General features: G+C 70.9%; 16 protein-coding genes. 11 read left to right on the forward strand and 5 right to left on the reverse strand.

Translation table 11 applies throughout. The features are described 5' to 3' along the window. Positions 1-31 precede the first annotated feature (31 nt). Together BM286_RS10490 and BM286_RS10495 are read right to left on the reverse strand one after the other, a co-directional pair. A complete protein-coding gene (locus BM286_RS10490) occupies positions 32-1,015 on the reverse strand; it encodes a hypothetical protein (protein ID WP_092921823.1) in 984 nt (327 codons plus the stop codon). Continuing rightward, a complete protein-coding gene (locus BM286_RS10495; protein WP_092921825.1) occupies positions 1,012-2,688 on the reverse strand; it encodes a sensor histidine kinase in 1,677 nt (558 codons plus the stop codon). The genes BM286_RS10490 and BM286_RS10495 overlap by 4 nt, the downstream gene beginning before the upstream one ends. Before the next feature lie 139 nt (positions 2,689-2,827). Between BM286_RS10495 and BM286_RS10500 the strand changes: the two genes are divergently transcribed. From BM286_RS10500 to tgtA, 8 genes are all read left to right on the forward strand, one after another. Then, on the forward strand, positions 2,828-3,556 hold the full coding sequence (locus tag BM286_RS10500) for a lipoate--protein ligase family protein (protein ID WP_092921827.1): 729 nt from the start codon (positions 2,828-2,830) through the stop codon (positions 3,554-3,556). 58 nt (positions 3,557-3,614) lie between these two features. Continuing rightward, positions 3,615-4,013 (forward strand): 30S ribosomal protein S6e, encoded by a 399-nt coding sequence (locus tag BM286_RS10505; RefSeq protein ID WP_092921829.1) that lies wholly within the window; start codon positions 3,615-3,617, stop codon positions 4,011-4,013. 10 nt (positions 4,014-4,023) lie between these two features. Then, positions 4,024-4,500, forward strand: a complete 477-nt coding sequence (locus BM286_RS10510; RefSeq protein WP_092921831.1) for a DUF7112 family protein — start codon at positions 4,024-4,026, stop codon at positions 4,498-4,500. A 98-nt stretch (positions 4,501-4,598) separates the two neighbouring features. Continuing rightward, positions 4,599-5,684, forward strand: a complete 1,086-nt coding sequence (ahbB, locus tag BM286_RS10515; protein WP_092921833.1) for a siroheme decarboxylase subunit beta — start codon at positions 4,599-4,601, stop codon at positions 5,682-5,684. 31 nt (positions 5,685-5,715) lie between these two features. Beyond that, complete coding sequence (locus BM286_RS10520) at positions 5,716-6,414, forward strand: precorrin-2 dehydrogenase/sirohydrochlorin ferrochelatase family protein (protein ID WP_092921835.1); 699 nt, start codon at positions 5,716-5,718, stop codon at positions 6,412-6,414. Next, positions 6,411-7,751 carry a glutamyl-tRNA reductase gene (hemA, locus tag BM286_RS10525; RefSeq protein ID WP_092921837.1) on the forward strand — a complete coding sequence of 447 codons (1,341 nt, stop codon included), beginning with the start codon at positions 6,411-6,413 and terminating at the stop codon, positions 7,749-7,751. Before BM286_RS10520 ends, hemA begins: the two co-directional genes overlap by 4 nt. Positions 7,752-8,304: 553 nt before the next feature. Further along, positions 8,305-9,081, forward strand: a complete 777-nt coding sequence (locus BM286_RS10530; RefSeq protein WP_092921839.1) for a Nif3-like dinuclear metal center hexameric protein — start codon at positions 8,305-8,307, stop codon at positions 9,079-9,081. An 81-nt stretch (positions 9,082-9,162) separates the two neighbouring features. Beyond that, a complete protein-coding gene (gene tgtA / locus BM286_RS10535; RefSeq protein ID WP_092921841.1) occupies positions 9,163-10,641 on the forward strand; it encodes a tRNA guanosine(15) transglycosylase TgtA in 1,479 nt (492 codons plus the stop codon). A gap of 91 nt (positions 10,642-10,732) precedes the next feature. On the opposite strand, the gene BM286_RS10540 is transcribed toward tgtA, so the two are convergent. Continuing rightward, the gene (locus BM286_RS10540; RefSeq protein WP_092921843.1) at positions 10,733-11,065 is read right to left on the reverse strand and encodes an uS10/mL48 family ribosomal protein; all 333 of its coding nucleotides are present in this window, start codon (positions 11,063-11,065) and stop codon (positions 10,733-10,735) included. Positions 11,066-11,238: 173 nt separating this feature from the next. Here BM286_RS10540 and BM286_RS10545 point away from each other — a divergent pair, with 173 nt between their 5' ends. Next, positions 11,239-11,685, forward strand: a complete 447-nt coding sequence (locus tag BM286_RS10545) for a bis(5'-nucleosyl)-tetraphosphatase (protein ID WP_092921845.1) — start codon at positions 11,239-11,241, stop codon at positions 11,683-11,685. Positions 11,686-11,696: 11 nt separating this feature from the next. Here the strand turns inward: BM286_RS10545 and BM286_RS10550 are convergent, their stop codons facing one another. Further along, complete coding sequence (locus BM286_RS10550; protein ID WP_092921847.1) at positions 11,697-13,031, reverse strand: RNA-guided endonuclease InsQ/TnpB family protein; 1,335 nt, start codon at positions 13,029-13,031, stop codon at positions 11,697-11,699. A gap of 310 nt (positions 13,032-13,341) precedes the next feature. On the opposite strand from BM286_RS10550, the gene BM286_RS10555 reads away from it, so the two are divergent. Further along, positions 13,342-14,337: a DUF5787 family protein gene (locus BM286_RS10555; RefSeq protein ID WP_092921849.1), complete on the forward strand. Its 996-nt coding sequence runs from the start codon at positions 13,342-13,344 to the stop codon at positions 14,335-14,337. 21 nt (positions 14,338-14,358) lie between these two features. After that, positions 14,359-14,568, forward strand: a complete 210-nt coding sequence (locus BM286_RS10560) for a hypothetical protein (RefSeq protein WP_092921851.1) — start codon at positions 14,359-14,361, stop codon at positions 14,566-14,568. Between the two features lie 70 nt (positions 14,569-14,638). On the opposite strand, the gene BM286_RS10565 is transcribed toward BM286_RS10560, so the two are convergent. Next, positions 14,639-17,746 (reverse strand): FAD-binding and (Fe-S)-binding domain-containing protein, encoded by a 3,108-nt coding sequence (locus BM286_RS10565; protein WP_092921853.1) that lies wholly within the window; start codon positions 17,744-17,746, stop codon positions 14,639-14,641. Positions 17,747-17,782: the final 36 nt, after the last annotated feature.

A 17,782-nucleotide genomic window follows, 5' to 3' on the forward strand; every position in this document is an offset into this window, starting at 1 on the left:
CGCGACAACCGGCGATCGATTTCCGCCCCTTTCACCCGACGCCGAGGCGGATCGGGTCGTCGCTCGGGACGACGTCGAGCGTCACCGACTCGCCGATCTCGAACGTGCGGTTCGGACAGACCACCTTGACGCCGAACCGGTCGCCGCGCGCCGCGAACAGCGACAGCCCGGTCACGCGCTCGCCGTTCGCGCGGACGTCGACGGAGCCCCAGTCGACGCCGGGCGCGCGGGCATCGGCGCCGTCGGTCCGGACCGTTCCGATCTCAGTTCCGAAGAGCGACAGCGTCGTCCCCTCCGGCGCGGACGCACCTTCGTCCGCCTCGAACGTTCCACCGCCCGCGTAGTGCGTCACCCCGCCGTCCAGGGGGACGCCCTCGTCGCTCGCGAGCGCCGCGAACGGCGGGCCAGGGTCCGAGCGTCGCGGCCCGTCGAGGACGACGTGCGTCGGGCCCCGCTCGACGACGGCGCCGGTCCCGTCCCACGCGACCGGTTCGACGGGAACGTCGACGGCGACCGGGAGCGACCCGCTGGCTCGGCGGGGATTCGCGTCCGGCGGGCGGAACCCGAGGTGAACGTGGTCGTCGACCCACTGCCCGAAGAAGCCGGAGCGCGTCGTCGGACCGAGCGCGTCGCCGGCGGCGACCCGATCGCCCGGCGACACCTCCGGGACGACGTGGAGGATCCGCGCGACCGTGCCGGGAGAAGCGTCGGCGCGAGCACACCACCCGTCCGCGAGGTCGACGACGATCAGGTGGTCCTCGTCGGCCGCGTACGGGCGATCCGGACAGCCGACGGTCCGGACGTCGCGAACGGTTCCGGCGACCGGAGAACGCCCCACGCCGTCGCGCGGATACAGGTCGACCGCGCGGCCGCGGTCGTGGGCGGAGTACGGGGAGTTAACCCGCGAGAACTTCTCGTATCGCCCGACGACGGCGGCGGACAGCGAGACCGTCGCCTCCGGCGGGTCGCCGTCGGCAGCGTCGCCGTCGGCCTCGTTCGGTGGGGTCCCCGTCACCCGTCCGCCGCCTCCACGCCATCGATCACGAACCGCGCGCCGCCGGCGTCGGACTCCGCGACCGAGAGCGTCCAGCCGTGGGCCTCGGCGATGTCCCCGACGATCGCCAGTCCCAGGCCCGTGCCGCCGCCGAGCGACACGCCGCGCTCCGTCACGCGCTCGCGCGCTTCCGACGGGATCCCCGGGCCGTCGTCCTCGACGGCCAGCGCGACCCCGTCGCCGCGGGCCGCGACGGAGACCGTGACGGCGACGTCCTCGCCCGCGTGCTCGATCGCGTTGCGGAACAGGTTCGAGACCAGCTGTTCGAGGCGGTCGCGGTCGGCCAGCGCGGTCGCGTCGCCCTCGACGGTCAGCGTCGCGTCCGCGGTCTCCAGCCGTGACCAGACGCGCCTGACCGTCGCGTCCAGCGAGACGCGGTCGAGGTCGTCGACCGTCTCGCCCGCCGTCGCCAGCGCGAGCAGCCCCTCGATCATGTCGTCCATCCGCTCATGGGCGTTCGCCGCCCGCTCTAAGGCCCCGTCCGGGTCGTCGGCGCGCTGGCGGGCCAGTTCGACGGCCGCGGACGCGGCGGCGAGCGGGTTCCGCAGGTCGTGCGAGACGACGCCGGCGAACTCCTCGAGCCGCTCGTTCTGGCGTTCGAGCTCGGCCTCCCGGCGTTCGAGCTCCGTCTGTCGCCGCTCCCGCTCGGTCACGTCGCGGAGCAGGAACACGTGGCCGCGATCGGTTCCGCGGGGGTCCGTTATCGGGTCCTCCTGGATGTCGAACTGGCGGTCCCCGACGGTGACCGGATGTTCGTCGCCGTCCTCCAGCCGCGGGAACGCCTCCGACAGCGACAAGCCGACCGCCTCGGGCGGGAGGATCGCCTCGGCGGCCGGGTTGAGATCGCGGATCCGCCCGTCCGAGCCGGAGACGATCACGGGGTCTTGCATCACTTCGACGGCGGTGTCGCGAGCGACGACGGCGGCGTCGAGCGTGCCGAGCCAGAAGACGGTGCCGTACAGGAACACGCCGTGAATCACGAACGCCGTCGGCAGCCACGAGAGGTGCGCGTAGCTCCCGACGTCGACGAACGTCGCGACGCCCGCCAGAAACGGGAACAGCGTGCCGAGCAGCACGACGAACGTCTGGAGCCGGTACCGGTTCCCGGTCCGCTCGTAGAGGTCGACGACGAGGAGCGCGCCGGCGATACACAGCCCGTACGCGAGGAGGACGAACGCGCCCCCGACGGGGCCGAGCCCGTACCCGAGCAGCGTGAACGGGCCGTCGACGACGGGCGCGATCGAGCGCCGCGCCAGCCCGTGAGTCCCGCTCGACCACGCGAGCAGCACCCAGGCGAACGCGGGGGTCGCGAGCGCGACGATCCGGTTCTCCGTCCGCCAGCGGTCGTGGCCGGTGAACGCCAAGGCGAAGAGGATCCAGAGGACGGGGAGCGCTCCCAAGAGGGGGGTCGCGAGGTTAAGCGCGACTCGCATCGCGGTCTCGCCGGGCGCGACGACACGGAGGGCGTACAGCAGCGAGACCCCGCCGCCACAGAGCAGGTAGAGCGCGACCTCGAGCCCCCCGGGCTCGTCGCGCTCTCGCCACGCGACTCGACCGAGCCAGAGCCCGATACCCCCCGCCAGTAGGCAGGCGGTCAGGTAGGCTTGGACCGGCAGGGCGCCGAGGTCGCTCATCGATACCCGTACCACTCTCAGGGCGGACAAAACTGTTGTGTCACGCGGCGGCGAGACCTCTCGATGTCGGGTCCGCCTCGGACGCGAGTCCGTCGCTCGCGCCGCAAGGGATTTGTACCCCCCCGGCGTCGCCTTCCCCATGCGCGTGTACAGGGGCGAGTTCGCGACCCCGACGGCGGACCGCGGACCCGCGGCGGACCTGCTCGATTCCGCGGCCGAGGGGGTCCCGGCCGTCCGCGTCACCGCGCCGCCGCGACAGGTGGCCTTCGGCCGCCGCGACGCCCGCGAGTCCGGGTTCGACCGGGCGAAGCGGGCGGCCCGCGACGCGGGATTTTCGCCCGTCGAGCGCGACGTTGGCGGCCGCGCGGTCGCGTACACCGGGTCGACGCTCTCGTTCGGCGTCGCGGTGCCGACGGGGGAGGGCCGCGGGTCGATCGACTCGCGGTACGAGACCGCGACCGAGACGCTCCGCGACGCGCTCCGAGAGCTCGGCGCCGACGCGGTTCGAGGGGAGCCGCCGGCCGCGTTCTGTCCCGGCGACCACTCGCTGCGGGTCGCGGGCGGAACTGATGCCTCTGCCGGCGGGAAGGTCGCCGGCCTCGCGCAGCGCGTCCGCGCCGACGCGGCGCTCGTCGCGGGCGTCCTGGTCGCCTCGGCCGCGGATCCCGACCCGATCGCGTCGGTTACCGAGTCCGTCTACGACGCGCTCGACGTGCCGTTCGACCCGGAGTCGGTCGGGAGCGTGGCCGGCGCCGGCGGTCCCGACGACCCGGACGCCGTCGCCCGCGCGGTCGAGGACGCGTTCGTCGAGGGGCCGTGGGGCGACGGCGAGCGCCGAATCGTGCGTCTCGACGGTTCGGACGCCTGAGCGCGGCGCGGCTCTCGGTTTCGACGTGCTTTTTATGCGCGGGAGTCTGCGTTCGGGCATGGCCGAATTCAAAGTCGTCGTCGCCGACCCCGAGACCGGCGAGACGTTCCAGCGAGAGGTCGACGGACAGGACGCCAACCGATTCCTCGGTCGCGAACTCGGCGACGAGATCGGCGGCGACGCCGTGGGGCTCTCCGACCACACGATCGAACTCACCGGCGGCTCCGACGAGACCGGGCGCCCGATGCGCGAGGACGTCTCCGGCACCCGGCTGAAGGAGCTCCTCTTGGAGGGCGGCGTCGGCTTCGAGCCGTCCCGCGACGGCGAGCGCAAGCGTATCACCGTTCGCGGCCGCGAGATCGACGACGACGTCGCGCAGATCAACGCGAGCGTCGTCGACGGCGACGGCGACGTGGCGGCCGCGTTCGGCGAGGGCGACGCCGAAGCCGACGAGTAGCGACGGCCCGATGCCTCGCGTTCCCTCCGACGGCGAGGACGTTTCCTCGATCCGCGTCTCGCTCGCCCGGAGCGGCGGCACTCGCCGCCCCTGCGTCAGGCTCCCGGACGACGACGCGCTCGACGGGCGCGTCGAGTCCGGCGCGGACCGCCTCGACGACGGGCTCGGCGTGAGCGCGGGCGATCTCGTCCGGATCGCGTTCGACCGCGAGGAGTACCACGCGCGGGTCGCGGCCGACTCGCGGGGGCGACTCCTCCGCGGCGCGTTCGACAACCGGCGACTCGCGCGCGACGCCGGCGAGGGCGCGAACCGGCTGGTCGAATGGCTCGACGCGAACGACCGGGAACCGGGTGACAGTGTCGTCCTCGACGTCGTGGTGTCCGGCGAGCTGTACGGCCTCCGGATCCCGGGCGATCGGACCGTGTACGACGCGAACCGCGGGCCGCGGTCGTCGCTCGCGGACATCGCCCGCGACGTCGACGAGTGACTGCGACGGGACGACGGGGCGCCGTCCGGAGGCGGCGCGGTACGGGCCCGCCGGCGCAGGCCGAATCGCTTATTCTCGCTCGGGCCCGAGGTCGCTCCATGCAGGAGGTCGACGCGGATCTGACGACGCTCGACCGCGCGATCATCAACGCGTTCCAGGGCGGCTTCCCGGTCGCGGAGCGTCCGTTCGACGCCGCGGCGGCCGCGCTCCGCGAGCGCGGCGTCGACGTCACGGGGACGGAACTGTGCGAGCGCGTCCGCGAGCTCGACGAGGCGGGAACCCTCTCGCGGTTCGGCGCGCTCGTCAACGCCGAGGAGATCGGCGGGGCGGCGTCGCTCGTGGCGATGCACGCGCCCGAGGACCGCTACGAGGCGATCGCGGACATCGTCAACGAGTTCACCGCGGTCGCGCACAACTACGAGCGCGAACACCCCCATCTCAACATGTGGTTCGTCGTGAGCGTCGCGGACCATCCGGACCCGGACAAGGACGGGAGCGATCGGGTCGAGGAGGTGCTCGAAGAGATCGAGGCGGCGACGGGTCAGGAGACGTACAACCTCCCGAAACTGCGCGAGTTCCACGTCGGCGCGAGGTTCCTCGTCGACGGGCCGGTCTCCGACGGCGACATCGATCTCTCGGATCTCGGCGCCGAAGCCGCCCCGAGCGACCGCGGGACGCTCACCCCCGACGAGCGCGACCTCATCGTCGAGATCCAGGGCGGCCTCCCGGTCACGGAGACGCCGTACGCCGACGTGGCGGCCGCCATAGACGCCGACGTCGACTGGGTGGTCGAGACGATCAAGCGGTTCGAGCGGGAGGGGAAGGTGCGCCGCGTCGGCGTCATCCCGAACCACTACGCGCTCGGCTACACGGAGAACGGGATGACGGTCTGGAACGTCCCCGAGGACGCCTTAGACGAGGTCGGCCCCGCCGTCGCTGACTTGGACTTCGTCACGCACTGCTACGAGCGCCCGCGCCACGCGGGCGTCTGGGAGTACAACTTCTTCGCGATGACGCACGGCCGCACCGAGGCGGAGAGCGAGCGTCGGATCGCGGAGGTGCGAGAGCTGATGGACGAGCACTGGGACGTCGGCGCCGACGACTGGGACACGCTGTTCTCGACGCGCATCCTGAAGAAGACCGGCATCCGCATCGCGGACCGGGCGGACAGCAACACGGCGTGACCCGCCGAACTGCGGGGCCCGGGGGCCGAGCGTGACGCCGCTGTACCACGACCTCTCGGGCGAGACGGTGGTCGTCTTCGGCGGCGGCGCCGTCGGCTCGCGGAAGGCGAAGGGGTTCGACGAGGCGGCGCAGGTCGTCGTCGTCAGCCCCGAGTTCGACGAGCGGCTGCGCTCGCCCGCGGACGAGCGCGAGGCAGACGAGCGCGAGGCGGCCGACGCCGCGGACGGGCCGGCCGTCGAACTGGTCCGCGCCGCCCCGGACGCGGACGCCGTCACAGACTGGATCGATCGGTTCGACCCGGCGCTCGCGGTCGCCGCGACCGACGACGCCGCGGTCAACGCCGCCGTGGAGGCGGCCGCGCTCGACCGGGGGATCTTGGTCAACCGGACCGACGTCTCGGGCGGCCGCGACCCCGGGAGCGTCGTGGTGCCCGCGACGATCGAGGACGATCCGGTGACCGTGGCGCTCTCGACGGGGGGAACGAGCCCCGCGCTCGCCAAGGCGCTGCGCGAGCGGATCGAGGCCGAGATCGAGGGAGCCGGCGCGATGGCGGCGCTCTCGGGGGAGATCCGCGAGGAGCTGAAAGACGAGGGCGTCGCCCCCGAAACGCGTCGGGAAGCGGTCCGGCGCGTTGTCAGGTCGCGGGGGGTTTGGAAGGGTTTACAAAAGGGGAGATCCAACGGACGGCAAGAGGCCGACACCGTGATCGAGGAGGTACTCAACCGATGAGAGAGACGGGTGCGATCGCCGGCGTGAGCGTCGCCCACGCCGACGCGACCGTCGACGAGATCGAGGCCGCCGGCGGCGACGGCGTCCGCGCGACCGTCTCCGACCTGCTCGCTCGCGAAGGGGTCGAAGAGGCGTTCGCGGTGCAGACGTGTAACCGCTCGGAGGCGTACGTCGTCACCGATCGGACGGTCGACGGCACGACGGCGCTCTCGACGTTCGCGCCGGACGTCCGCGGCGGCGCAGTCCGCCGCCTCGACCACGAGGAGAGCCTGGAACACCTGATGCGCGTCGCCTCCGGGCTGGAGTCGCTCGTGCTCGGCGAGGACCAGATCATCGGCCAGCTGCGCGAGGCCTACGAGGAGTCGAAGTCCGCGGGCGGCATCGGCCCCGTCCTCAAGGACGCCGTGACGAAGGCGCTCCACGTCGGCGAGCGCGCGCGGACGGAGACCGAGATCAACGAGGGCGTCGTCTCGCTCGGCTCCGCCGCCGTCCGACTGGCGGCCGGCGAGATCGACCTCACCGACGGGACGGCCGTCGTCGTGGGCGCCGGCGAGATGGGGACGCTCGCGGCCCGCACGCTCGACGACACCGCCGTCTCGGGGATCGTCGTCGCGAACCGCACCGTCCCGCACGCGGAGTTCGTCGTCGAGGAGGTCAACACCCCCGCGGAGGCGGTGTCGCTGGCGGACCTCCCCGCGGTCATCCCGGACGCCGACCTCGTCGTCACCGCGACCGGGAGCCCCGACCTGATCGTTCACCCCTCGTACGTCGACGACGCCGGCCGGCTCGTCTGTATCGACATCGCGCAGCCCCGCGACGTCGACCCCGCGGCCGGCGCCCGCGAGGGCGTCACCGTTTACGACATCGACGACCTCGAAGACGTCACCCGCCGGACGAGGGAGAGCCGTGCGGAGGAGGCCCGAAGGGTCGAGTCTCTCATCGACGAGGAGCTCGACCGGGTTCTGGAGGCGTACAAGCGCAAGCGCGCCGACGACGCCATCTCGGCGATGTACGCCGGCGCGGACCGCGTGAAGGCGCGCGAGCTCGACCGCGCGATGTCGAAGCTGGAGGCCCAGGGCGAGCTGACCGACGAGCAGCGCGAGACGGTCGCGGACATGGCCGACGCCCTCGTCGGCCAGCTGCTCGCGGCGCCGACGCGCTCGCTTCGGGACGCCGCCGGCGAGGACGACTGGGAGACGATCCGCACGGCGCTTCAGCTGTTCGACCCCGAGTTCACGTCCCAGGCCGACGGGCCGGAAGAGGCGGACATCACCGACGCCGCGGCCGGCGGCCCCGACGCGATCCCCGACTCCGTCGTCGAGGAACTGGACGACTAAGTCGTTTACTTGTAACAGACTGATAGCGGAGCGACGTTGAACGGCTCCGCAGTTCCGGTCGATCGCTTATAAGTCGCTGCCCGCACGGTGAACGCCTCCAAAGCCCCAGCCGCGAGGCGGGCGCACGCTCGCTGCGGTCCTCGTCGCTCACTCCGTTCGCTCCTGCGGTCCTTGCTTCGCCTGCGCCCGCCTCGCGACTGCCCCTTTGAGTCCCGCCCCGCACAGCGACCGCAGCCTCACGGCTCCCCAGCCTCGCGGCTCCCTCCGCTTCGCTCCGGTCGCCGCGTCCAGCGAGAATCGAAGATTCTCTGGCAGCCGGCGCGTCGCGCCGGCGACAGCGAGGCGCGACGCGCCTCTGGCAGTCGGGCGAAGCCCGACGACCTCGCGCGTGCGACTCGCGGCCTCCGCTTCGCTCCGGCCGCTCGCAGGCACGCGCCACCGCCGTGTTCACTTGTAAACGGCCATCTGTGAAGTTCGAGATCACCAGGACTGCGACCCGCCTCCTTTCCGACGGACCGCCGCGCTTTATTCCCCGGCCGGTCCACGGGTCGGTATGAAGCTCTCCGAGTACGTCGACCGGCTCGACGACCGGCTCGACACGGCCGCGTACGCCGACGTCGACGCGAGCGCGAACGGGTTACAGGTGGGGCCGGACGACGCCGAGGTCGAGCGCGTCGCGTTCGCGGTCGACGCCGCGCGGGCGACGATCGAAGCCGCCGCGGACGCCGACGCGGACGTCCTCGTCGTCCACCACGGGCTCTCGTGGGGCGGCATCGAGCGCGTCACGGGCCGAACCCACGACCGGATCGCCGCGCTCGTCGAGCACGATATCGCGCTGTACGTCTCGCACCTCCCGCTCGACGGGCACCAGGAGCTGGGCAACGCGGCGGGTGTCGCCGAGGAGATCGGCCTGAGCGAGCGGGAGCCGTTCGGCGAGATGGGCCCGGCCACGGTCGGGACGATCGGCGAGACGACCGAGCCGCGGTCGGCGGCCGAGATCCGCGAGACGCTCGACGGGTTCGAGGGCCAGCCCGACGGCGAAGCGTCGCCGACCCGAGTGCTCGACTTCGGTCCCGACGAGATCGAGCGCGTCGCGGTCGTCACCGGCTCCGGGGTCGACTGGCTCGACGAGGCGGTCGCGGGCGACGCGGACGCGCTGGTCACCGGCGAGGGGAAACAGCAGGTCTACCACGACGCGCGGGAAGCCGGAATCACGGTGTTCCTCGCCGGCCACTACGCCACGGAGACGTTCGGCGTCCGCGCGCTGGAGTCGCTGACCGCCGACTGGGGCGTCGAGACGACGTACCTCCCGCACCCGACCGGACTGTAGGTCGACCGTCGAGGCGACCGCGCCGGCGGCGCGCTCGCCGCCGAACGCAACCCTTACCGCTCGCGTCCGCGCAGTCGGGGTATGCGCGATCACTTCGAGATCCGGGACCACGACGCGGCCGGGCGGATCGGCCGGCTGGAGGTCCCGCGCGCCGACGTCACGGTCGAGACGCCGGCGCTCCTGCCCGTGGTCAACCCCAACGTGCTCACGGTAGAGCCCGAGCGGCTCCGCGGGGAGTTCGGCGCGGAGATGCTTATTACCAACTCCTACATCATCCGCAGCACGGACCGCATCCGCGACCGGGTGCTCGATCGGGGGCTCCACGAGTTCCTCGGCTTCGACGGCGCGATCATGACCGACTCCGGCTCATTCCAGCTGGCCGAGTACGGCGACATCGACGTGACGACCGAAGAGATCATCGAGTTCCAGCGGAAGATCGGCAGCGACGTCGCGACGCCCGTCGACGTGCCCACGCCGCCCGACGCCGACCGCGAGCGAGCGGAGCGGGAGCTGGCGACGACGAAGCAGGCGCTCGCGGACGCGGAGTCCGCGGAGACCGGCGAGATGCTCGTCAACGCGCCTGTTCAGGGTGCGACGTACGCCGACCTCCGCGAGGAGGCGGGGCGGCACGCGGCCGCGACCGACCTCGACGTGTTCCCCGTCGGCGCGATGGTCCCCCTCCTGAACTCCTACCGCTACGCCGAGGTGGTCGAGGCCGTGCGCGCGGCCAAGCGCGGTCTCGGCCCGGGAGTTCCGGTCCATCTGTTCGGCGCCGGCCACCCGATGATGCTCGCGCTCGCCGTGGCGGCCGGCTGCGACCTGTTCGACTCGGCCGCCTACGCGCTGATGGCGCGCGACGGCCGCTACCTCACCGTCTCGGGGACGGAGCACCTCGAAGCCCTGGACTACCTCCCCTGCTCGTGTCCGGTGTGTACGGATCACACGCCGGCCGACCTCCGCGGGTTCGACGACGGCGAGACGGAGCGGCTGCTCGCGGAGCACAACCTCCACGTCACCTTCGAGGAGCTGCGCCGCGTGAAGCAGGCGATCCGGTCCGGAACCCTGCTCGAACTGGTCGACCGCCGCGCCCGCGGCCACCCGGCGATGCTCGACGGCTACCGCGCGCTGCTCGACCACGCCGACGAACTGGAGCGCACCGACCCCGGGTCGAAGGACACGTTCTTCTACACCTCACACGAGGCGGCCCGTCGGCCCGAAGTGGCGCGACACCGGGACCGACTCGCCCGGTTGGCGGCGCCCGAGCGCCTCCTCCTCACCGAGTCGAAGGCGCCATCGGACCACGACTACGACGCGGTGTGGCGCGTGAAACCGCCGTTCGGCCCGTACCCGCCCGCCCTCTCGGAGACGTACCCGCTCACCGCCGAGGTACCCGAGCGGACCGACGACGCGGCCCAGGTCGCGGCCGCGGCGGGCGTCGGCGCGCTGGCGGCGGCCAACCCCGAGACGGCGCTTACGCTCGGTCACGACGCGTGGTGCGAGCGCGCGCTCGACCGGATCCCGGACCGCGTCGAGACGGAGAACCTTCGGACGCTCGGCTGACGGAGACGCCGCTCCCCGGTCGGACGGTGCGTCGCGTGCCGCAAAAAACCGTAGCCGTGACCCGGTCGACCTCGCTTCGGAGGAGACCGCGTCAGTCGCGTCGGTGCCCGAGCGGCTTCTTCTGGTCGACCTCGACCTCGACGTGGATCGAGTCGGGGAAGTCGCGCCCGACGACGTCGCGCGCGATGTCGTCGGCGCCGTGGATCTCCATCGAACGTCGGTACACGTCGTAGCGCCACGGCGAGAACTCGTCGCCGGGCGCGAGGTTCTTGTACAGCGGGACGGTGACGTTCTCCGAGGGGCTCGCGTGGGGGCCCTTACACTCGGCGCCCTTGCGTTCGAGGGTCTCCTTGAGTTCCTGAACGGTCTCGGCGAGCACGTCGCGGTCGCCGGACGCGAAGTCGAGTTTCGTGACGAAGGTCATGGCTGGGGGTCGTGCGCCAATGGCCGCCCGAGCGGTAAAAACGCATCTACCCGTCGTCGGGGTGGCCGCCCGCTCCCCGAATCCCCCTCGGAGACCGGTCGACGCAGCCGAGTCGCTCGTCTCTGTTCGGAAGTCCGACACGCTCTTTAGGGGTGATCGCTTACCTGCGGCCAATGACGGTCGAAGCGACCAGTGCCGGAGCCATCCTCTTCCGCGATACCCGCGGCGAACGGGAGTACTTGCTCCTGAAGAGCCGACCGGGGGACTGGGAGTTCCCCAAAGGCGGGGTCGAGGGGGACGAGGAGCTCCAGCAGACGGCGATACGAGAAGTCGGCGAGGAGGCCGGGATCGAGGATTTCCGGCTGATCGACGGGTTCCGCAGGGAGTACGACTACGTGTTCGAGGCGAACGGGAAGACCATCCACAAGACGGTCCACCTGTTCATCGCCCGCTCGTTCGAGGCGAGCGCCGAGCTCTCGAAGGAACACCGCGACCTCCAGTGGCGCGACTACGACCAGGCGCTCAACACGATCACCCAGGACGGGCCGCGAGACATCTTAGAGGAGGCCCACGACTACCTCGACGAGCGGAAAGACGAGGAGGAGGGGAAGTACGTGTAAACTACCCTACCCTACTCGCTCACGGCGCTGCCGTTCGTGGTTCGAGACGGGTCCGCCGTCTCGTCATCACGAGAGACGCGGCGCGTCTCTCGAACGACTTCGTTGAGGGTAGGCCTTTCGCGTGGACTCCCGTTCTGGCCATCGCTGGCAGGCTCGTAATCGCCGTTCACGTTCAACGTCCCGCGATTCAAGCGCACGTTTACGGGTGCGCCTCCGCCCGACGACGTTTGCGCCGAGCGGAGATGCTTCAGACCGATATTCTTCGCCGCGTTGTAGTCGGCGTTCACTTCGTAACCGCACTTCTGGCAGCAGAACCGCGCTTGTGTCTCGCGGTTCTCTCGGAGTGTCGTCCCGCACTTGGAACATCGCTGGCTCGTGTACGCAGGACTCACCTGTTCAACCGAGATGCCGACCACCTCGGCTTTATACTCGACGTACTCGAACAGGCGTCGGAACGCCCACGCGTGGAACTTCTTGGCGTTCGCCATCCGCTCACGAATTCCGGTCAGGTTCTCGAACGCGATCACGTCACAGTCGTATTCGAGGGCTTCCGCGACGAGTTCTTTCGAGACAGTGTGTAAGAAGTGGTCGTAGCGTCCGGTCTCGGTGCGTCCAACTGACTGGATGGTCTCGTGAGCGGCCCGCGTCCCGAGCTGTTGAAGCGACCCGCGTCGCTTCTCGAACTCGCGGCGCCAATGGTTCAGCTCTGCCCCGTTCCAGAACGTGCCCGTGGAGGTGACGGCGACGTTTTCGATGCCGAGGTCAACGCCGAGGACTGTGTTGTGCCCGTCGTTGCCGTCGTCGGCAGTCTCGAACTCCGCGTCCGCCTTTGTGCGGACGTGAAGGTAGAACTCGCCGTCGCGGTAGTGTAGTTCTGCGCCCGTCACGTCGTAGTCGTCGTTGAACAGATACTCCGAATGAGGCGTCTCGCGATCCTCGTCGGGGAGAACATATCTGGCGGTGATACGTCCCTCGACGGTCGAAAGCGTCGCGTGGTCGTCGTTGAACGTCGCACATCGCATGTCGTAGACGAGCGTCGGGGCGGAGAAGCGCGGCTTTCCCGCGTAGTCACCCTGTTTCCAGCGTGCGACAACGCTCTGGACGGCGTCGGCGGCCTTGTTGCGAGCGTTCTGGACGAGATTCGCTTGGAGCCTCGTTTCGGCCCGCACGTCGTCGTAGGTTTCACGCTGGAGTTGGGCTTTGCTCGTCGTCTTGTACTCACCTCGCCAGGCGTGGTCAACGACGTAGTTGGCGGCCCACAGGAACTCGGAGATGGTTTCGTGGAGGAGGGCGGCGTCGCCGTCGGCCACGTCGAGTTTGACGGGGACCGTGCGACGTACCTCCATCCGTAATTCAGATGTTACGCTAAGTATTTATTATAGTACTGTTTTTGGAGGAGAGTTAGCCACGTGTAGAACGTGGTAATGACGGTATCATGTCGGTTTCCTCCCCGACCTACTCGCTCCCTTCGGTCGCTCTCTCCTCACGGGCCGCAGGCCCGTTCGGATGGTCAGCGGGACCTACGGTCCCGCACGACTCGAGGTCGGGGGCTCCACCTTGAATTACGCTGATCGGGACGCGGGGGCGCACCGCGACCGATCGACGCCCGCGCCCCGAGCGATTTCCTTTTGTCCGTACCCGCCGACCGTTCGACCAGTGACGCCCGACGCCGAGTTCGGCTACGAACTGCTGGTCTGCCGGTACGCCGAGCTGGCGTGGCACCCGAGCGAGGGGCCGCGGCCGGCGATCGTCGCCCGCCAGCTCGGCACCGAGGCGCGCCGCTGGGACACGGTCGTGATCGAGGTCGACCCGGCGGCGTTCGCGCGGCGCCGCGAGTTCGGCGATCGGACTCTCGACTCGGACCTCCTCCACGTCGTCCGGGGGGCACCAGCCGAGTGGGCGTTCTACCGCGACGCGCTGCCCGATCCCGGCTATCCGTGGCGCTACGTCCGGCAGGCGGTCCACCGCGCCGCGGGCCGGGACCTGATAGCGAAGCGCCGCGACGGGAATCGGATCCAGATCCGCCGGAAGCGACCGTACCCGGACTGGGTCGAGCGGATCGTCGCGGTCGAGAACAAGCCGGACCTGGACCGCTCGGCGGCCGACAGGCTCGTCGACCAGCTCGCCCACGACGTGGAGACCGCGCTCGCCGACGAGGCGTGGCTGGCGACCGAGACGACCGGTGAGCGCGTCGAACCCGCCCTCCTCCGCGAGCTGCCGGTCGAGGCCGGGATCCTCGCGACCGACTTCTCCGCGGGCGTCGACGCCGACGCGGCCGACGTGGCGTGGCATCCGAGCGACCTGGCGCCCGCGGAAGGCGAGGCCCGGAGTCCCGAGACCGAGACGCTGCGGCTGGAGATCGCCGAGCGCGCCTACGGGAAGGGGTGGCGCTCGTACCACGACACGATGCGCCCCGACTGCCGGCATTTCGAACTCCGGCGCGAGGGGGGCGCGCTCGTCCCGCACTGCGCGGCGAAGGGGACGCTCCCGACCGCCCGTGAGTGTTCGGGATCCTGTCCGGAGTTCTCACCGGAGCCGCCGGGGTGGCGGACGAACGGGTGGCCGATCGAGGGCGGCCCCGGGAAGGGGTTCACACGCGTGTTGGCCCGGCGGCGGGACCGCGAACGCGATCGGGTCGAAACCGTTGAGTGAGCGGCGGTACCAGCCGGTCGTATGCGGTTCCCCACCCCCCCGCTCTCCGAGTACGCGATCAACACGGCGTTCGTGGTCCTCACGCTGGCCGTCCTCCAGTACACCGGCTGGCTCTCCGACGACCCCGCCGGGCTCGAACCGGCGTTCCTCGCCGTGGTCGCGGTGACGTTCCCGGCCTTCTCGTACCTGATCGCCCTCGTCGGAGCGAACGTTCGGTCGAACGCGGAGTGAGGCTCGGCGGCGTCGACCGAGCCGTCCGCGGCCGCCCCGTAACCACCCCCGACGCCAGCGCGGTCGCCCCCTACGCCAGCGCGGCCGCCAGCTTCTCGATCGGGTGCGTGGGCTCCGGCACCTCGCCCGGCCCCTCCTCCAGCTGCGTCCGGCAGGAGGTGCCGGGCGCGACGAGTTCGTCGCCGTCGCTGGCCAGGACCTGTTCGAACAGGGTCTCCCCGATGGCCTTGCTCATCGAGTAGTGTTCGGCCTCGTATCCGAACGAGCCGGCCATCCCGCAACACGAGGAGTCGAGCGGGTCGACGCCGTAGCCGGCGCGCCGAAGGACACCGACGGCGTGGTGGTCCTTCTTCGTCGCCTTCTGGTGGCAGTGGCCGTGGTAGGTGAGCGACTCCGTGGGCGCGTCGAGGTCGATATCCTCGTCGAGCCGACGGGCGTCGACGTACTCCATGACGCCGTAGGCGCTCTCGGAGACGGCGGCCACGTCGGCGTCGGGCACGTCGCTGGCGCCGCCGTCGAGCAGGTCGTGGTAGTCCGACTGAAGCATGACGGCGTCAGAGGGCTCGACGACCACCACGTCCCAGCCGTCGCGGACGTCCGGCGCGAGCGTCTCGACGGCGGACTCGGCGGTCGCGCGTGAGACGTCGAGCATCCCCTTCGAGTGCGGTGGGCGCCCGCTGCCGTCCACGTCCGGAATTTCCACGTGGCAGTTCGCGGCCTCCAGCACGCGCACGGCGGCCTTCCCCGCGCCGGGGTTGGTGTAGGTGGTGTACACGTCGGGGAACAGGAGGACGTCGCGGTCGGCCTCCTCGCGCGGGACGCCCGCGCCGCCGCGCGCCTCGAACCAGTCGACGAGCGTCTCCGAGCGGAAGGCGGGGAGGTCTCGCTCCCTCGCGATACCGAGCGCCTTCTCCGCGATGAGCCCGCTCCCGGGGAGTTTGTTCGGGAGGTTCGAGAGCGGGGCGAACTTCGAGGCGAGCGGCGCGAGCGACTCGAAGCGGCCGAGCAGTCGCGTTCGAAGGTCGACACCGTGTTCCTCGTGGTGGGCGTGTTCGACCTCGGCCTTCAGCTTCGCCATGTCGACGCCGCTCGGGCAGTCGACCTTACAGCCCTTGCAGCCGACACAGAGGTCCATCACCTCGGTGACGAACTCGTCGTCGGTCGGATCGGCGGGGAGTTCGCCGCTCATGGCGCCGCGGAGGGCGTTCGCCCGGCCGCGCGTCGACTGGATCTCCTCGTCGGCGGCGCGGTAGGTCGGACACATCACGCCCCCGGTCGTCTCTTGGGGTCCTCGACAGCCGCCGCAGCCATGGCAGAGTTCGACCATCCCCTGCATTCCGTTGTCGACGGCCCACTCCATCGCCGGATCGAAGCCGGCGTCGTGCTCGTAGTCGGCGTCGAACCGGAGGTTCTCGCGCATGTCGAACTCCCCGCAGACGTTGCCGGGGTTGAGCAGCCAGTCTGGGTCGAACGCGGTCTTCAACTCGCGGAACGCCTCCCAGAGGTCGTCGCCGTACAGCTTGCGGTTCCACTGGGTGCGCGCGCGGCCGTCGCCGTGTTCGCCCGAGACCGACCCGCCGAGCCGGACCACCGCGTCGGTGACGCGGTCCGCGATGTCGAGCATCGCCTCGACGTCGTCGACGTCCTTCGTGTTGATCAGCGGGCGGACGTGGAGGACGCCTGGTCCGGCGTGCGCGTAGAAGGTGGCGAAGGTGTCGTTGTCGTCGAGGATCTCCTGGAACTCGCGGGTGTACTCGGGGAGGTGTTCCGGCGGGATGGCGCAGTCCTCGATGAAGGAGATGTGCTTCTCGTCGGTGGTCCGCGAGAGGAGGATCGGCAGGCCCGCCTTGCGCATCTTCCAGAACCGGTCGCGCTTCTCGGGGTCGTGCGCCTCCATCGCGTGGACCGCCCGACGGGGGTGGCTCGTCGTCTCCGCGGCGCCCGCGCTCGGGTCGACCGCGGTGTCGACGGCGCCCGCCTCCCCGTCGAGGGCGCCCGCCTCCCCGTCCGCCTCCTCGTCGACAGCGCCAACTCGATCCGCGATCAGGTCCGCGACCTTCCGTTTCCCCTCGGCGTCGCTGTCGGCGTAGAACTCGACGAGGAGGACGGAGTCGGTGCCGTCGGGGAGCGTCCCGACGACGTCTTCGAACTCCGGCGTGTCGGCCGCCAGGCCCAGCAGCACGTCGTCCATCACCTCGACGGCGGCGGGGTCGTGCTCGAGGCACGCCGCCACGTCCTCCATCGCGTCGAGCAGGTCGTCGTAGGTGAGCAGCGCGACCGCCTTCGTCTCGGGGATCTCGACGAGCGAGACGGTCGCCTCGGTGACGGTCGCGAGCGTCCCCTCGCTGCCGGCCATGAGGCGGGCGAGGTTGACGACGCCTTCCTCGCCGTGCTCGCCGCGATGCTCGGCGAGCAGGCGGTCGAGGTTGTAGCCGGAGACGTTCCGCTTCAGTTCCGGGAACCGCTCGTCGATCCGGTCGGCCTCCTCGTCGAGGATTCGGACGACCTCGGCGTGGATTCGGGGCAGCAGGTCGTCGGCGTCGGGGTCCGCCGACTCACGCAGATCCTCGACCGCGACCTCGCCGAACGTCGCCACGGTGCCGTCCGCGAGGACGACCTCCAGTTCCTCGACGTAGTGGTCGGTCTTCCCGTACTTCAGCGAGTGCGAGCCGGTGGAGTTGTTCCCGATCGCGCCGCCGACCGCGGACTTGTCGCGCCACGCCGGGTCGGGCGCGAACTTCAGCCCGTCGCCCTCGACTGCGGCGTTGAGGTCGCCCACGTACGCGCCGGCCTGGACGCGGGCCGTCTTCGTGCCGGGATCGGCCGACACCACCTCGTCCATCTCGCCGGTCAGATCCAGGACGACCGCCTCGTTGACGGTCTGTCCCGCGAGCGAGGTCCCGCCGCCTCGCGGCAGGACGGGGATCCCCTCGGCGAAGCAGTACTCGTGGACGGCCGCGACGTCCGCGGCCGACTCCGGGATCACGACGCCGATCGGCGTCACCTCGTACGCGGAGGCGTCGGTCGCGTACAGCCGCTTCGAGTAGTCGTCGAACCGCACGTCCCCGTCGACGCGGCGGTCGAGCGCGTCGACGAGGTCCGGTCGCTCCACCTCGCCGCCGGTGTAGTCGAAGTCCCCGCCGTCCGTCGGGTCCGGGCTCGGGGTGTTGGTCGCCATGCGACTCCCTCGCGGTCGAGCGATGAAAAAGCTCCT

This window comes from Halorubrum sodomense (assembly GCF_900111935.1).
In the GTDB taxonomy this organism is placed as follows: Archaea; Halobacteriota; Halobacteria; order Halobacteriales; family Haloferacaceae; genus Halorubrum; species Halorubrum sodomense.

Coding starts and splice junctions, on each gene's coding strand:
- BM286_RS10495 (WP_092921825.1), bottom strand. CDS start 2,688: ATGAGCGACCTCGGCGCCCTGCCGGTCCAAGCCTACCTGACCGCCTGC.
- BM286_RS10500 (WP_092921827.1), top strand. CDS start 2,828: ATGCGCGTGTACAGGGGCGAGTTCGCGACCCCGACGGCGGACCGCGGA.
- BM286_RS10505 (WP_092921829.1), top strand. CDS start 3,615: ATGGCCGAATTCAAAGTCGTCGTCGCCGACCCCGAGACCGGCGAGACG.
- BM286_RS10510 (WP_092921831.1), top strand. CDS start 4,024: ATGCCTCGCGTTCCCTCCGACGGCGAGGACGTTTCCTCGATCCGCGTC.
- ahbB (WP_092921833.1), top strand. CDS start 4,599: ATGCAGGAGGTCGACGCGGATCTGACGACGCTCGACCGCGCGATCATC.
- hemA (WP_092921837.1), top strand. CDS start 6,411: ATGAGAGAGACGGGTGCGATCGCCGGCGTGAGCGTCGCCCACGCCGAC.
- BM286_RS10530 (WP_092921839.1), top strand. CDS start 8,305: ATGAAGCTCTCCGAGTACGTCGACCGGCTCGACGACCGGCTCGACACG.
- tgtA (WP_092921841.1), top strand. CDS start 9,163: ATGCGCGATCACTTCGAGATCCGGGACCACGACGCGGCCGGGCGGATC.
- BM286_RS10540 (WP_092921843.1), bottom strand. CDS start 11,065: ATGACCTTCGTCACGAAACTCGACTTCGCGTCCGGCGACCGCGACGTG.
- BM286_RS10545 (WP_092921845.1), top strand. CDS start 11,239: ATGACGGTCGAAGCGACCAGTGCCGGAGCCATCCTCTTCCGCGATACC.
- BM286_RS10550 (WP_092921847.1), bottom strand. CDS start 13,031: ATGGAGGTACGTCGCACGGTCCCCGTCAAACTCGACGTGGCCGACGGC.
- BM286_RS10560 (WP_092921851.1), top strand. CDS start 14,359: ATGCGGTTCCCCACCCCCCCGCTCTCCGAGTACGCGATCAACACGGCG.
- BM286_RS10565 (WP_092921853.1), bottom strand. CDS start 17,746: ATGGCGACCAACACCCCGAGCCCGGACCCGACGGACGGCGGGGACTTC.